This is a genomic window from Photorhabdus thracensis, from assembly GCF_001010285.1.
In the GTDB taxonomy this organism is placed as follows: domain Bacteria; phylum Pseudomonadota; class Gammaproteobacteria; order Enterobacterales; family Enterobacteriaceae; genus Photorhabdus; species Photorhabdus temperata.
Window position 1 is genome coordinate 128,837 of record NZ_CP011104.1, and the last position, 16,377, is coordinate 145,213.

11 protein-coding genes and 5 pseudogenes are annotated in these 16,377 nt (G+C 40.3%); 6 read left to right on the forward strand and 10 right to left on the reverse strand.

Annotated elements, in window-relative coordinates; genetic code table 11:
• Positions 1-1,053: 1,053 nt before the first annotated feature.
• The 3 genes from VY86_RS00275 to lsrR all read right to left on the reverse strand — a co-directional run bounded on the left by VY86_RS00275 (position 1,054) and on the right by lsrR (position 5,472).
• Positions 1,054-2,376 (reverse strand): MFS transporter, encoded by a 1,323-nt coding sequence (locus tag VY86_RS00275; RefSeq protein ID WP_046973497.1) that lies wholly within the window; start codon positions 2,374-2,376, stop codon positions 1,054-1,056.
• A gap of 414 nt (positions 2,377-2,790) precedes the next feature.
• A complete protein-coding gene (lsrK, locus tag VY86_RS00280) occupies positions 2,791-4,383 on the reverse strand; it encodes an autoinducer-2 kinase (RefSeq protein ID WP_046973498.1) in 1,593 nt (530 codons plus the stop codon).
• 87 nt (positions 4,384-4,470) lie between these two features.
• Positions 4,471-5,472, reverse strand: a complete 1,002-nt coding sequence (lsrR, locus tag VY86_RS00285; RefSeq protein ID WP_193386960.1) for a transcriptional regulator LsrR — start codon at positions 5,470-5,472, stop codon at positions 4,471-4,473.
• A gap of 230 nt (positions 5,473-5,702) precedes the next feature.
• Between lsrR and VY86_RS00290 the strand changes: the two are divergent.
• The 4 genes and pseudogenes from VY86_RS00290 to VY86_RS25520 all read left to right on the forward strand — a co-directional run.
• Positions 5,703-6,155: pseudogene (locus tag VY86_RS00290) on the forward strand (ATP-binding cassette domain-containing protein); the annotation flags it as partial.
• Positions 6,156-6,418: 263 nt separating this feature from the next.
• Positions 6,419-7,294, forward strand: a complete 876-nt coding sequence (gene lsrF, locus VY86_RS00295) for a 3-hydroxy-5-phosphonooxypentane-2,4-dione thiolase (RefSeq protein WP_046973500.1) — start codon at positions 6,419-6,421, stop codon at positions 7,292-7,294.
• An 11-nt stretch (positions 7,295-7,305) separates the two neighbouring features.
• A complete protein-coding gene (gene lsrG, locus VY86_RS00300; protein WP_046973501.1) occupies positions 7,306-7,605 on the forward strand; it encodes a (4S)-4-hydroxy-5-phosphonooxypentane-2,3-dione isomerase in 300 nt (99 codons plus the stop codon).
• A gap of 463 nt (positions 7,606-8,068) precedes the next feature.
• Positions 8,069-8,336: pseudogene (locus tag VY86_RS25520) on the forward strand (Hcp family type VI secretion system effector).
• An 84-nt stretch (positions 8,337-8,420) separates the two neighbouring features.
• On the opposite strand, the gene VY86_RS24360 reads toward VY86_RS25520, so the two are convergent.
• Entirely contained in the window at positions 8,421-8,672 is a 252-nt protein-coding gene (locus tag VY86_RS24360) for a hypothetical protein (RefSeq protein WP_158019880.1), read from the reverse strand.
• 312 nt (positions 8,673-8,984) lie between these two features.
• On the opposite strand from VY86_RS24360, the pseudogene VY86_RS25525 reads away from it, so the two are divergent.
• Positions 8,985-9,210: pseudogene (locus VY86_RS25525) on the forward strand (antibiotic biosynthesis monooxygenase); the annotation flags it as partial.
• A 330-nt stretch (positions 9,211-9,540) separates the two neighbouring features.
• Positions 9,541-10,989 carry a flavin-containing monooxygenase gene (locus VY86_RS00310; RefSeq protein ID WP_046973503.1) on the forward strand — a complete coding sequence of 483 codons (1,449 nt, stop codon included), beginning with the start codon at positions 9,541-9,543 and terminating at the stop codon, positions 10,987-10,989.
• Between the two features lie 31 nt (positions 10,990-11,020).
• Here the strand turns inward: VY86_RS00310 and VY86_RS00315 are convergent.
• From VY86_RS00315 to VY86_RS00340, 6 genes and pseudogenes are all read right to left on the reverse strand, one after another.
• Positions 11,021-11,455, reverse strand: a pseudogene (locus VY86_RS00315) (Rpn family recombination-promoting nuclease/putative transposase); the annotation flags it as partial.
• Between the two features lie 64 nt (positions 11,456-11,519).
• Positions 11,520-11,765 (reverse strand): HNH endonuclease, encoded by a 246-nt coding sequence (locus VY86_RS00320; RefSeq protein WP_052760745.1) that lies wholly within the window; start codon positions 11,763-11,765, stop codon positions 11,520-11,522.
• A gap of 1 nt (position 11,766) precedes the next feature.
• Positions 11,767-12,084, reverse strand: a complete 318-nt coding sequence (locus tag VY86_RS00325; protein ID WP_046973504.1) for a hypothetical protein — start codon at positions 12,082-12,084, stop codon at positions 11,767-11,769.
• Between the two features lie 258 nt (positions 12,085-12,342).
• Positions 12,343-12,558 (reverse strand): annotated as a pseudogene (locus VY86_RS25530) (reverse transcriptase N-terminal domain-containing protein); the annotation flags it as partial.
• Positions 12,559-12,982: 424 nt separating this feature from the next.
• Positions 12,983-13,528 carry an NUDIX hydrolase YfcD gene (gene yfcD / locus VY86_RS00335; RefSeq protein WP_046973505.1) on the reverse strand — a complete coding sequence of 182 codons (546 nt, stop codon included), beginning with the start codon at positions 13,526-13,528 and terminating at the stop codon, positions 12,983-12,985.
• 468 nt (positions 13,529-13,996) lie between these two features.
• A complete protein-coding gene (locus VY86_RS00340) occupies positions 13,997-15,877 on the reverse strand; it encodes a lipase family protein (protein ID WP_046973506.1) in 1,881 nt (626 codons plus the stop codon).
• Between the last annotated feature and the right edge of the window lie 500 nt (positions 15,878-16,377).

Sequence of the window (16,377 nt, forward strand, 5' to 3'; positions counted from 1 at the left end):
GTTATAAATTCGAAAACTGTCATTCCCGACAGTCACTACTCATATTTTTTTCTTATTTCTTGCCCCAAGAAATGAAAACGGACCTGTCTGACATCAATCCAAAACAATCAGATATGGATGCCATAATCCGGTTAATAACCGCTAATTAATAATTTTCCGACGCTAATTTCCCCGATAATGGAATAAATGATTTATCTTATGATTTTAAATAAGATATTCCTTTTTCATTCGATTCTTTATGTGCGTTATACTAATTTGCTACAATTCTTATTGGCTGACACTGAATGACACCATAATAAATAGGATAATTAATCTCATTTATTATGTATAGACACCAAATCACTACTATATTTTATCTGTTTTCGATTAATTTCCAATTAAATTATTTCAAGAATAAATCAGGTGTTTCGAAAAATAAACCAAACTGATTCACCTTAAACTATCAAAAAGTTTACCTTGACAGTAGCGGGTAGAATAGGGCCTCTATCCCAATAATGACCAAACACCTAAAAATAATTTTAACTCATTGAAAATTAAAAAAAACACCACTAAACATTCAATTATCTAAAAATATCAAACTAGGTTAAAATAATTCATAAAACATTACTTTTCAACAGCAAAAAACATCTGAATATCAATACCACAAAAGAAATCAACACAAATGAAAACTAACTCATTTGTATATTATTTCATCATAACAAGATCACAAAAACAATATAATCAGCATTGTGTTTAATATCATAATGAAATGATTTAGAATAATAAATAACTTCATTGCTAATTATCCTATGATAATAAAATAATGTCATTCCCCAACATTCAACGATATTTATTATTGCGTTATGAAATTAGAGATTCCATTTAACATCATTCAAATTTAAGGTATTGGAATAACTATATAACAAGGGTTACGCTCGCCATTTTCCGATACTTATTAACACCAAGAAACACATTAATAATACTTTATATTATCTCTGTTAAATCACTTGATAAAATAAACCCTAATAAGAATGACATTAATTAAATATATTTATAATCTCTTTATAAAGTTATCTATTTACGCCGTCTATAACTCACATCTTTAAATATCAATGCTAAAGCAGCTAACATAGTGGGAATGGATAAAATTGCAAAAATACTGCTATGATTTAATTCAAATCTGATCAATTCTGCTCCAAATAAAGCACCGCAAATCCCGCCGAATCTTCCAAATCCTAACATCCAGGCAACCCCCGTTGCCCGACAATGAGTCGGATAAAATTGTGCGGAGATGGCCCCCATCGATGCCTGAGCGCCATTCATTGTTATTCCTGCAAGAAATATAAAAATACTCAGTAATAATACATTCTCTCCCTGGCCAATAAAAAAAACCAAAATACCCGTTAATATATAATTAGTTGCTACCACCTTATGAGGATTAATTCGATCCATTAACCAACCGGAAAAAACAGCGCTTATTACGCCCCCCAAAGGAAATAATGCTGTCAGTGTTGCCGCCATGCTAATACTGAAACCAACATCGTTCATTAAAAATGGCAGCCAACTTGTCAGCACATAAAAGACCAATGCGCCCATGAAATAGGTTGTCCATAACATGCTAGTCCCAAGTAAGAATCGATTGGATAAAACCGCTTTGACTGACGACTTATGTATAATTTCTTCTTCATCAAAAATAAACTTGTTTATATCATTTAAAGAATTACCGGTCATTTTAGACAAAATCCGTCTTATATTACCTTCTGCTCCCCCTTTCAAAGCCAGATATCTAAGTGATTCAGGTAATAAAGAGAGGAGAAATAGAGACAGAAATAATGGCAAAATTCCCCCTAAAATCAGAACGCCCTGCCAACCAAAATGTGGAATAATCCATGCAGAAACTATTCCTCCTACCGCTGCGCCAAGAGGAAAACCACAAAAAACGATATTTATTAATAACGATCTCCGATGCTCAGGTGCATATTCAGACATTAGAGTTACTGCATTTGACATTGCGGCACCAAGACCTAACCCAGTCAAAAAACGCAAAATAGTTAATGTCTGTATTGAACCTGCTAAAGCTGTGGCAAGACTCAATAGGCCAAAAACAGTGACTGATGTCATCAGCACTGACTTTCGACCAAACCGATCCGCAAGTGGCCCAGAAAAGATCGAGCCCAGCGATAACCCCAAAAGTGCAGCGCTCATAGTCGGCCCAAGAATAGCGCCTTCTACTTTAAAATCATTTATTACTGCTGGTGCAATATATCCCATTAATACAGTGTCAAAACCATCAATAACAACAATTAAGAAACAGAGAATTAATACTTGCCATTGAACTTTCGAAAGTTTTTGATTATTAATAATATGTTGGACATTGACTGTTCTAGTGCTATTCATATTGAATCACCAATCGTAAAGAAAACTGTTTTAATGTTTTCCGTGTTAATTTTATTTATGCTCATATTATTACTATGAAAAATATAATTGACGTTATTATTTTCAATTTATTACTGTATCAACTAATCCGAAACCTGAAACTAAAGATATTAAGACACATCAATAGAAGTCTTTCAGGATAAATGTTACCACAAGATTACCGGATATATCTCGAACAGAAAGATAAGAATTGAAAAATTGCAGATAAAAAAATCGTATTAATAATAACGAAAAAATGTGACTCAAAGAGCCTATCCCACCATAGGTTCACTCTTTATGACAAAGAAGAACAAATAAAATAGCCTTAATGGGATAGGTAGTAAAAAAAGCAGAACAAGAAAATAAAAATCAGGGGTAATATTACACCTGAAATTTTTATAACCCCGGCGCCTTCCATAATGAAGTTGTCAAACCATGATCGACCAACGTTAACTGATCGGCATATATCGCCTGCCAGTTCTTTTTAGCTTTTTGATACACTTCATAATGTTCAGGATTTGGCTGATATTCATGTTGCCAACGCACCAGTTTTTCCCCTGTCGCGCTCATTCCATCATAAAGCCCAACCCCGACTCCGGCGGCGATGGCGCATCCCAAAGCGGTAGATTCTTTGACCATCGGTACCCGAACCGGCAGCCCTGTCACATCAGATAAAATCTGGCTCCACAATTTTCCTTTTGAACCACCGCCAGCAAATACCAGTGAATCCGGTTTAACGGCCGAAAATGCAGAAATCAGATCCAGATTACAGGCCGAGACAATCGCCGCATTTTCTTCCAATGCGCGGAATAATGTCGCTTTATTGCATTTCTCAGGATCTATCGAAAGGTTAATAAAAGAGGGTGCCGCGTGATACCAGGCTTTAAATCGCATCACGTCAGAAAAAATCGGCATGACGCCATAAGCGCCGGCGGGTACTCTAGCGGCCATATCTTCCAGTAAGTTATATGTATCAACGCCAAGTCGCTCCGCCAATAATTTCTCTTCCGCGCAAAATGCATCCCTGAACCAACGCATTGTCAAACCGGTAAAGAAACTGATGGATTCCGCCTGAACCATACCCGGAATAACATGCGGGTTTATCCGTGTATTCATATTCGGGTCAGTGACCGGTTCTGGTAAATTAACAACCTGCTGCCAAAAAGTACCTCCGAGAACCGCGGTTTGTGCCGGCTTGACAACCCCTAAGCCAAGACAACCGAGCTGTACATCACCTCCACCCATAATGACCGGTGTTCCAATATTAAGTCCACATTGAGAAGCGGCTTTTTCAGTGATGTAACCTAACAGGGTTCCTGTCTCTTTTACCGGAGAAAGAATATCAGAACGCAAACCAGCCATCTCAAGCAGGTTGGGACGCCAGTCACGGCTCACCAAATCCAGCATTCCTGTTGTACCGGCATTAGAGGGATCGACTGCCAATTCACCACTGAGCATATTTGCCAGCCAATCACTAATCATCGTTAAAGCGGCTGCCTGACGGTAAATATCCGGACGGTGATGCGCAAGCCATAACAGACGAGGCATCGCCCCCAGTGCTAACGTTTGTCCTGAACACCGATAAACATCATATTCAAAGGTGTTGTTATACAGCGCTTTCAACTCACCCACTTCACAGCTGGAACGCGCATCCACATTGGCACAGGCCCAGATCGGCTCACCATTGCTGTCATAAAGCACAATCCCTTCCCGCATAGAGCAGGACGCCACCCCCTGAATAGCACTAGCGGGCAATTCCGCCGTTTTCAGTGCCTGGCGGATACACTGGCAAGCCAGTTGCCAGTTCTTCACTAAATCAAACTCCATTGAGCCCGGTACGTCAGGGACAGGCTGATGTATCCATTCAGCCTGCCCTGCGGCTATCTGATTCCCTTCAAGATCAAATATTACTGCACGAACACTCCCTGTTCCTGCATCAAGCGCCATCAGATATTTTCCCGATGGATTAACACTACGGCGTTGATTCATGATGCTATCCTCAGTTTAATGACTTTTTGAACTTATAGCCTTACCTCAAATTTTTTCTGTTTATTCACGGATAGATTGAATGCGAGTTCAGCGCAGCAAATTCAGCATCGCTCTGGCGGTCTGCTCTTCCGTCACCAACGCATTGATATATTGACCATTAAGTGCAGCAACAATGGCTTCCGCTTTGTCCTCTCCTCCCGCAACCCCGATAACCGTTGGGATCGTTTTCAGTTCCGGCATAGAGATACCAATAAGCTCTTGATGAATCTGCATATCATCCACCAATTGACCATCTGCTTGCATAAAATAGCCAAGGATATCGCCCACCGCGCCTTTCCGGCCAAACATCAGTTGTTCACCACCGCTGATATAGCCAGAACGCATAATGGTCGCCTGCTGTTTCTGATTAACTGCGCCGATACCAACGATAGCCACATCAGCCGCGCAAGCCGCCAACAGCACATCACGGACGCTGCTCTCCTGACGGAATGTTTCGGCTACCTGAGCCGTCGAAGCACGCAGTGGTGTGGGGATAATACTGATTGGACAAGCAGCATCCAGTTGGCCGATGCCGGTCATATAAGGACCGACACCCCCGGACAATGTGACCAGCCTGATCTGTTGTGATGAGATAAAACCACTTAAATGCTGCAATGTGCACATGGTGGTTTCACCAAATCCGACTGCCAGTAATTGCTGTGGTTCAATCAATGCCATCAGTAAATGGGCCGCCCCAACCCCCAATCTGGCATTAAGATTCATATCAGCCAGTGCAGGTAAAACACGCACTTGTTTCAAAGAGAAATGTTTTTGCAGGGTATCTTCCAGTTCCAGACACCCCTCATAACGGGAGTTAATTTGTACCCGAATCACACCTGACTGCCGCCCTTTTTCCAGTAGTCGGGAAACTTTTAACCGGCTCAAACCCAACAGATCGCCGATGTCCCCTTGTGTCAGGCCATCGTGATAGTAAAACCATGCAATACGCGCAAGCAGCTCTTCTTCACTCATGCTATTACCCGGATAAGTGTCTTCGGACGACACATGTTTCTCTTTAACTGATTTTTCTTTCGCTGATTTTATCGACATAACCACTTTCTTTTATCCGCACTCAACAGATAACCATTAAAACGTATAACACGCCAGAGTCTTACCGTAAAAATTTGAACATAATATTATGCAGATCTAATTTTTTCACAAAATGTGATCTAAATAGTGCCAATATCACAATTTAACAGCTACCATGTTGAACAATTGTTTTTTAGTTACATAAATATTCATTTTGTTTGCCTCAGCACCTGCATTAAGAGGATGCCGCGATGTTACATAACAACACCGCAGTACCACCGCTATTAGAAGTCAGTGGCATCAGTAAGCAATTTTCCGGCGTAATGGTACTGAAACATATTGATTTTACTCTGCTTCCAGGGCAGATACATGCTCTGTTAGGGGGTAATGGCGCAGGCAAATCAACACTGATGAAGATCATTGCCGGTATAGAACAACCGGATAAAGGATCCATCAAGATTGACGGCAATAATGTTAGCCATCTCAATCCCACCAAAGCACATCAATTTGGTATTTATCTGATACCACAGGAACCATTGCTGTTTCCTAATTTGTCTGTACAGGAAAATATACTGTTCCGTTTGCCCAAGCATCAGGCAGATAAGACCAGAATGAAACATTTGCTGGAATTACTTGGCTGTCAATTAGATCTCAATGCCAGTGCGGGCAGTCTCAATGTTGTCGATCAAGGAAAAATATCCATTCATGTCGCCAACAAATTACTCCAAAAAGGTGATTTGAATGTCGGCGATAAGTTAGATATCCCCGATATTCGCACTGTCGAAGTGGCACCAAACAGCATTCAGGGCTACAGCTATGAAGCCAAAGGAAACGGCATTGTTGTTTTGCCTGAACGGGTGATTTTCACCAAAGACAATATCAATCAGTACGATTTCTAATTCTACTGTCCGGCAATCTCCGCCATTAAGGGTTGCTGGCCCAGTGTAAGCTAGTTAGGAGAGGAAAAATGGCAGATTTAGACGATATTAAAGATGGTAAAGATTTTGGTCTTGATGTCCCGCAGAAGAACGGTTTATTTGAACTGAAGGGCTGTGGCGCACTTGATTGGGGAATGCAATCACGACTATCACGTATTTTCAATCCCAAAACCAATCGAACTGTTATGCTGGCTTTCGACCACGGTTACTTTCAGGGGCCAACAACCGGCCTTGAACGCATTGATATCAATATTGCGCCGTTGTTTCCGCATACTGATGTATTGATGTGTACCCGCGGTATTCTTCGCAGTCAGGTTCCGCCCGCAACCAATAAACCGGTGGTGTTACGTGCTTCCGGCGCCAACTCGATTCTGACGGAATTGTCTAATGAGACGGTTGCTGTCGCTATGGAAGACGCTTTACGCCTGAATGTCTGTGCGGTAGCCGCTCAGGTGTATATCGGCTCTGAACATGAGCATCAATCGATCAAGAATATTATCAAGTTAGTCGATCAGGGAATGCGTTACGGGATGCCAACTATGGCAGTCACTGGCGTTGGTAAAGATATGGTTCGGGATCAGCGTTATTTCTCTCTGTCGACCCGCATTGCTGCCGAAATGGGCGCGCAAATTATCAAAACTTACTACGTCGATACTGGCTTTGAGCGTATTGCCAGTGGATGCCCGGTTCCTATTGTGATTGCTGGCGGTAAAAAGCTGCCAGAAAAAGAGGCGCTGGAGATGTGTTATCAGGCAATTGATCAAGGTGCTGCTGGTGTCGATATGGGACGCAATATTTTCCAATCCGAAGCACCGGTTGCTATGTTGAAAGCCGTTCACGCGGTCGTACACCAGAATGAAAATGCCAACAAAGCTTATGAATTATTTTTAAGTGAAAAAGGGTAAGGAGAATTAAGATGCACGTAACTCTGGTTGAAATTAATGTTAAACAGGACAAATTAGATAAGTTTCTTGACGTATTCCGCTTCAATCATCTGGGTTCAATTCAGGAAGAAGGTAACCTGCGCTTTGATGTATTACGGGATGAAAATATTCCTACCCGTTTTTATATTTATGAAGCGTATGTCGATGAGAAAGCTGCCGATGCACATAAAAAAACACCTCATTATCTGAAATGTGTTGAAGAACTTGAATCCCTGATATCTGAGCCAAGGAAGAAAACCTCTTTTATTGGTGTGATGCCAGAAATAAAATAAATAACATCAATATAACGATAAGAGATAATGCTGTTTATAATTTGCTGAAAAACCCGGGATGGGATGTCCCACCCGGGGATTCTGTTCCTGCGTTTTTCTTGCCGATCAGTAATATCAATGAGCAATAACTCCTAACAGGATATTCAAGTACCAAAGCCAACATTGCTGAATGTCATATTAGCAATACCGATATCGCTAATAAATCATTGCCTATAAATCAATTCAAATGGTTGACTTTTACTCAAACTACGCTATTTTTGAGAAATGAAAAGAGTCTTGATCAACATTCTCCGCTTTAGAAGATTCTAAAGCGGAATACTTCAAAATGCTTTCCAAACAGGCAGACATACCCATGTCTAACCTTTTGATAGCATGATAGAAGTTAGAAAAAGAAATGAAACTGAAAACCAAACTACTTTCTTACATATGCAACTTATACAGATGACACAGGAGTAAATATATTGTGGCTGACTTAATTTATTTAACAATAAAAGGGAAGGATCAGGGATTAATTTCCGCTGGTTGCTCGTCACTTGACTCAATTGGTAATAAATACCAGGTGAGTCATCAGGGCTAAAATATTGGAATACAGTGTCCTCCATCCTAACTCTTTAGAACATAATGACCAGCAACCTCAAGAAACATTGTCATTAATATATAAAAGCATAACATGGAGCCATGTTATCGCAGGGACGAGTGGTTATAGTATATGGGAAGATACGGTATATTAATACCTAATAAAATCCCCACTTATTTAGGAGTTGGGGTTTTACAACTTTAAAACAGGCTGCGCTTTGTAAACCATTAAGTAAGTCTCAATTCTTTTTATTTTCTTTATTTTCTTTATTTTCTTTATTTTCTTTATTTTCTTTATTTTCTTTATTTTCTTTATTTTCTTTATCACGATAAGATTTACTCACAGGCATCAAGCAGGAATATATAATTAGAAAGAACAAACCACCAAACCGAATTGAACTATAATCGTAAATACTAAAATAATGAGTAAATATATATATTAGAACCCCACCATTTGCTAAAATATTATATTGAATAATAGAAAAAAACACTGCTTGAATATAAACCTTTACTGAACCCTTGGGTACTGATTATAGATTCCAATGGATAACCGTTATATAAAAAGGTCTTCATCTACTGTTGAATCAAACACCTATGATTTTCTCCCCCACGATCAAATAGCAATACCTATGAAAATACGCCGGTATCGAGGAAAAACACCCCCATCATAACTTATACATACCCCCCTCAATACTCTATAGTAACTCTGTTGCTTTTATCAGATTAAACCATAACCAAGATTATTAAACCACAATAAATAGGCTTTCCTGCTTCCAAGTTTTATTTATAGGGCTCTTCTATTAAATCACCTTGGCTCAATTCAAGGAAAAGGTAATCTGCATTTTAATGTATTATGGGATGAAAATATTCTTATCCGATTTTATATTTATGAAGTGTATGTTGATGAGACAGCTGCCAATGCACATAAAAAACACCTTATTATCTGAAATGTTTTTAATAATTTGAATCCCTGACATTTGAACCAAGAAAAAAATCTCTTTTATTGGTATGATATCAGAAGTTAAATAAGTAACAGCAATATGCATCTTTGAAATAATTCAGAGAATTTCCTCTATCTCCAGATTATTTTATACTCCAACAAGATATTGAACTTGTCATTGAGACACTGGGTTCTGATCTCTCCGTCTTCCGACGCGAACTCGATCCTTTATGGATTGATAAGGATTTTAGTTCCAATTCATATTGTTCTAACTTATTTCAACCGAAATTATCACTGTCTTTAACCATGATATTCCTACCTCAAAAATACAAGTGGCAATCCTACTGAATAAAAAATAACATAACTTGATTACGGGATATTTATCTCATCACAAAGATGATCTAGTGGGAGAAATAACAATGAATAACCATTATGATGTTTTGATTATTGGCGCGGGTATTGCTGGCATTGGCGTAGCATGTCATTTAACAAAGAAATGTCCTGATAAGAAATTTATTATCTTAGAGCGTCGCCATACGATAGGCGGTACCTGGGATTTATTTCGCTATCCGGGCATTCGCTCAGATTCAGATATGATGAGCTATGGCTATAAATTCCGCCCTTGGACAGACACCAGTATTTTTGCAGATGGGCCTTCAATTAAAAGTTATATCCATGCCACAGCAAAAGAGTATGAAGTTGATAAGAAAATACAATTTGGGCTAAAAATCACTCAGACTGACTGGTCAAATGCAACTCGCCAGTGGACCGTCACCGCAATTGATGAAATCAGTGGAGAAACCCGGCAATTTACCTGTCATTTTCTCGTCGCTGCAACAGGTTATTACAACTATGATGAACCTTATGTACCTAAATTCCCCGGCATTGAAGATTTCAAAGGCCCAGTAGTTCACCCTCAACACTGGCCTGAAGGATTGGATTACAAAGGAAAGCGGGTTGTTGTGATTGGCAGCGGCGCAACAGCTGTCACTTTACTTCCCGCTATGGCAAATGATACTGAACATATCACGATGTTACAGCGCTCCCCGAGTTATGTTTTTTCAATACCAGGAAGAGATAAGATAGCAGAGTACTGCAAAGGCATTATTCCACAGCGCTGGATTTACACATTGAGTAGAAATCGTAATCTCTTTCTGTACCGTTTACTTTATAAAACGAGTCGACATTTACCTAACTTATTGAAATCGTTTTTGCTGGCGTCTGCTCGCAAACGTGTCGGCCCAGATTTTGACATGAAACACTTTACTCCAAAGTATATGCCATGGGATGAACGGCTGTGTTTTATTCCCAGCAGTAACCTATTTAAGGTACTGAAAGAAGGTAAAGCGTCTATCGTTACTGACCATATTGAACGTATAACTGAAAACGGTATCTTGTTACAATCCGGCAAAGAATTACCCGCGGATATTATTGTTACAGCGACTGGGCTGAAATTACATTTTATTGGCGGGGTTGAACTCTCTATCAATGGGCAAAAGCAGCAAGGCCATGATCGAATGCTCTATAAGGGGACATTGATACAGAATATCCCTAATTTTGCCTGTCTGTTTGGTTATATCAATAACGCTTGGACGTTGAAAGTTGATCTATCTGCGGAATATATCTGCCGTTTGTTGAACGAGATGGAGCGTCGCGGTGCGACGGTTGTGACACCATATGCTCAACCGGGTGAAATGCGGGAAGACGAAAATATTTTTGGTGCTTTGAAATCGGGTTATGTAAAACGTGCAGCGGATTCTCTTCCTCGTCAGGGATGCAGCTCAACCTGGCAGGTTCCACATGATTACAAAAAAGATAAACAGGTTTTGGAACAGCCTATTGATGATGCCGCGTTGAAATGGACATAACTGCATTAAATGTTGGATGAAGAAGATATCCAAAGGTACCGGAATAGATTTCCTTCGCCAGGGCCGGAGCATCGAAGCAGTCGAGCCAATTGATACTCCAGGGATACGGCTGTATTTTTCCGTGATAGAACAACACCGGAATGACCAGTGGCAATTTTTCATGTCCCTGCTCCAGATGCCGTTGCATGGCTGAAATACTGTAACGCATAAGTCGAAATGCTATCATTTTGTCCGGGGAACTCTGGTGCTCGATCACGCAATACACATAACCGTCACCCCGCGCCGTTTTCAATGAATACAAAATGTCGGAATAATGCGCACGCAGATTGTCTTCAATAAACGACCCTGATTCCAACCGCAGTGTATCCAGATCACAAACTGCCCGTAATGTCGCAGGCAAATGAATCTCCAAAAAGTCTCTGGCCGTATCAATATGACTTAAAAACTGGTCGGGTAGCAGGGCCATATCACTATGGCCCCGCCCCCAAAGAACGCAGCGTGCGACTTTCACCGCACTGCGCTCAGACTTTTCAAAGCCCCCTAGAGGGAGCCGGCTTCACAATTTTCAATCGGTCCGAACAGGCGTTTTCATGACAACTGGTATGCAACATCATCAGGTTGTCGAGCGTATTACTTCCACCTTTAGTTAAATCAACAAGATGATGGAGATGCCATCGTGATTCTTGCGTGATTAATTGCTGACATACGGGACACAAACCTTGTTGGCTGCGCCAGATGCTCTGCAATTTTTTACGGCCAGACAGAGTATTCAGCATCTTATTGCCTGCCCTTTGTTGGAAGCTTGTAGAGATTGTCTGTCACATTCTCATCAAACCCGGTCAGTGTTTGTCCGTCAATGCCTGCTGCTCCGCGGTTGGCTTTCACTCGCTTATACGCTTCCCATACCTGCCGCTTACTGACAGGAAATGGCTTTGCCGATTTTGCAGCAGTCCTCCCACCCGCTTCGTCGCCGATGGTTGCTGCCCCGCTATCAGCGCAATGGGGCAAACCCTTTGCGCTGGACCCATTACGGTCCTTCATCGCTACTACGGCTTGCTCCACCCCTGTACTCCGCATTGGTACTCTGGCGCTCATGGGGCCTCCACTTGCGCTTCTCCCTTTGCATCGGAGTGACAGGTTCCCACGTTCCCCACAAGAGCCTGGATCGACTTCACGCCGCTTTTATGCCGGATGCCGCGCAGGCAGTAAACAGGTTGCCTCCTGCACTTATCCCACAGAAACGACTCCACTGTGGTTTTGACATCATCTATACGCTTTCGACACATCATCAACGGTTCACTTTCGTTCGTCTCTTCGATCCCTACCTGATCGGGTCACGCCCGACCTTTTCCCATCTCGCATACAAGGGATACTTAAAGGTCTTTTCTTGCCATGACTTTTAGGGATGTATATCCGCCGTAGTGGCTTTGGACGGTAGCCACGAGACTTGAGTGTCGTGATCGCCTGGTATTTTGACTTTGGCGTTGTCCAAGTCACTCGATCAACACCCGCCGTTCTCTTTCCCCGATTTTCGGTCACTCGTTTGACGGCAAGCGCTTTGCCGCTAAACAGCCTGGCATCCCTGCCGGATGATGCTTCCAGCAGTTGGGTTACCTCACGGTGAACCTTTCTCGTTAAGGGATTACATTGTTCCGAAGGCTTCATACCTTGCCGTTACCCGCAACGCATGCTTCGGTAGGCTACTGCTGAGGAAACAGCAGGTCTCTCTGCCCTAACTTGGGTGAGACAATCATGGGGACAGCTTTCGCGTCGCACTTTAAAAACAGCGTCATGTGGCGTTGGTGTGTGTTTTCTCTTCATCGGTGAATGGTAGCATATTTTCTTTTCTATTGAAGGAATATTAAGCAAGAAACCGGGCTGACTGAGATGTCTTGAATTTTATTTGACAAAAACGTTGATCGTATCTCAGGTACTTTCATTTCCTTCTTAAGCGAAGTTCAGATTAATTACTCAATTAAAACAGATAGCTAAATCAGTCAGTTTTTTTATTAAAAATAACTTCATCGAAATCATTATTACGAGTCAACCACAGAGAAAGTGCTTTCAACGAATCGGGGGTGAATTCGTCGCAACGAGCGGTGATTTCTTCCGGTGTCAGCCAGCACACATCGTCAATTTCCGCTTCCTGTAAAGCAAATGGGCCATGACTGATACAACTGAATAATGCACCATAGATACGGCAATTCTCTTCCTCATAATAAAAACTACCATGCTCGGCAAAAGGAACGCCTGCAATACCCAATTCTTCTTCCGCTTCGCGCCGGGCTGCATCCAACATATTTTCACCCGACAGCGCAACGCCACCTGCGGTCGCATCCAATTTTCCCGAATAAAAATCTTTAGTTTCTGTACGACGCTGAACCAGAATTTTTCCCATACCATTATGAACTACGATATAAGTGGCACGGTGCCGTAAACACTGGGCGCGCATCTGCCGACGTGTAGCCTGAGCAATGACTTCATTGTCTTCATTGACAATATCAATCCACTCAACACCCTCTGTATTCTCTTGTTCCATCTTCAAAAAACCTTTTTATTAGCAAGAAATTGCAAGTCTATAGAATGGTTAACCTATTCAAAATAACCAAGTTGATAGAGGCTCTACGAAGTTATTCGTTTCAGACGCTTCATGCAACCCTTTAACTGAACCCGAAATAGGGCACCTGATGAACCGTAATGCGATTAGATTTTTACCCGCAGTGATAACGGGGTTGATTACCTGCACCTTATCAACCTCAAAAACCAGAAAAGAGGGGGCTAATCCATTTATGCCCCTCATTATGCCAGCATTATTTTACAGTGATCTATCATTTGGCTATTAATATCAATTCACCCATCGGGGTACTCAACCCACTCATCTTTTCCGTTAATTATAGTCACCTTCGGTATATTCATACGGATCCGTTTTAATCTCAGTACCTTATATGGCTTAATACTTGCGTAAAACCTGATACTAATGTTACTGACAAGCATTTTCTCATATTTATCACATCCAATCCTCTCCAATCAGTACAAAATTATCCGTATAGCGTTTTAAAGCCAAATTACCCCATTTATTTTGTTTAGTATAAATAAGCGATTGTGCTAACTGGTCATCCATATGTAAAAACAGGGTATTACGTTGCCGAATATCAGCAACAACATCCGATCTTTCCGCCATTGTTCTTTCAAATAATCGCTCCTTATCCCGATAAAAATGATATTTCCTCGGTTCAACCAACTCTGCAATTCGATCACCGATGTAATGAATATATTTAAACATGCGGTGATCAGGCAAACTCAAGGCATCTTTTAACTTCGGGTTGTCATTACGTGGAAACCATTTAGCTCTATCTGCTTCACTTATATGTTTAAAAAATTCTTTCTGAATCTCTAATGCCTCCTTCATCTTATCTTCCGTTTCATGATTCAGTGACGGGATTAAATACAATTTTACATTAACAGGTAATATATCACTAAGCTGTATAAAGTTATTTGAATCACTCTTTTTTAAAGATTCAATAATCAGATTAGCTTTATAAAAGTGAACTATTTTTCCATGATGCAAGAAAACTTCATCACCTTTTGTCAAACCTAACAATTCAATAGTGCTGAATAAATAGCCCAGCGGCCCCCAATAATCATAAAGCCAGTTATCCAGGTCTTTTTCCGGCGGAGCTGAGGGAACCAAGTCATTTTCATTTAGATGACGGTAATGTGTAATATCTTCCAATTCTTTTACCGCACTACGGGTTAATGTCCGTGGCATCCCATAACTATACAAACAAGGATGATATTTTTTCAGTTGTGCACTATGCAATAATCCCAGAGCGCCTCCTAAACTATGCCCACAGACAAATAAGTTTCGGTTTTTAGCCAAATCAATAATTTTATCAAACATACTCTTATCAGAACCGGGAACTTTTAATTTGCCAATAAGATTAAATGCTTCCCAAAACCCCCTATGGACTTTACCATTCTCGACAAAACCACTACATACGCCGCCTTGACCACAGCCCAGTTTCAATGGCTGGTACATAATATCAGTGATGGCATTATCTATACTGGCCGTTCCCCGCCAACTGACAATAATATCTTGTTGATTAGATGCATAAAATAATTCGGTGTCTCCTAATGGGTTTTCACTCGCTTTTGAATCAATAAATACAACATCAGTATAACGCTCACGAAATGGCACATCATAAACAATTGGAGAACGCGCTATTTTTTCTATTTTATTGGGTAATTGGGATATATCCAGCATCTGTCGGTTAAAAAAATGGGTAATAGAACCTGCCGTATCAATATTATTATTAGAATATGACAGCACTCCCATTAACGCCAAGTTATAAGCATTCACCAAGGAGTAATCAAGCTGATGATGTAACAATAATACCCAAGCCCGAAATGGGCACACTTCCAGAACATACCGGCAGTTTATTGAGGGAATTCCAAAACCTTTCGGTACCGGGTCTGGGAAATGATAGCGTGGCGGTTTATCCTCTTTCCATTTATCAATCACAGGTAAGCCATCACTTATCTGACCGATGGTCACATAACGATATTGATGACCTTCTGCTTTGGTTTTCGATTTGACTACCGATGTATTGACATCACGTTTTTCTCGTAATGGGCGCTGTTCCATTTCATCGGCCAATGGTTGAGCGCTGATATACAAGGTTACTGGATCCGGCGACAAACTTTCTTCCCTAAGCAATCCTTGATCATTAGTCACTCCTTTACGTTCATCACGCGGCTCCCTCTGGCTTATCAGACGATAAGGCATATTAACTAATGGATTACCTTGTTCATCAACAAGTTGGAACTCCACCCAATGTTCCATAATTTTTTGACTATCAATAGTATCTCGTGGGCATAATTCGCTCATAATTATTATTTTCCTTTTTTATTCTGAGAAAGTAATACAACACTTATTATAAGATCGATACACTAATAATAGTGGGAGAGAAAATTAATTCTCTCAAGCGTAATATCATAATAAAATTCAATAAATGCCGAATGAATATGATTATGAAAAACCACAGGGCAAAAAATGAGAAAACAGGAAAAATCCAATTTATTTAATTACTTTTCCTAATAAACATTACATCTACAAAAATAAAACTCCAGCATTAACTAACTTAACAAAAATTCATTTCCATCATAAGAAAAAAACAACATATTGAATAACATGTGAAAATATTTATCACTCTAACCACCATGATGAACTGTTAAATTTTATTTAAATGAACCAAATAATAAAAACATTCCATTTATTTAAAATCAAAATAACAATAAAAACTTAATGGTAATATACTAACAATTTATTATTGATATAAATATCATACCAATTATTTAGAATATATTTCCATTTAAACATTATTCAAA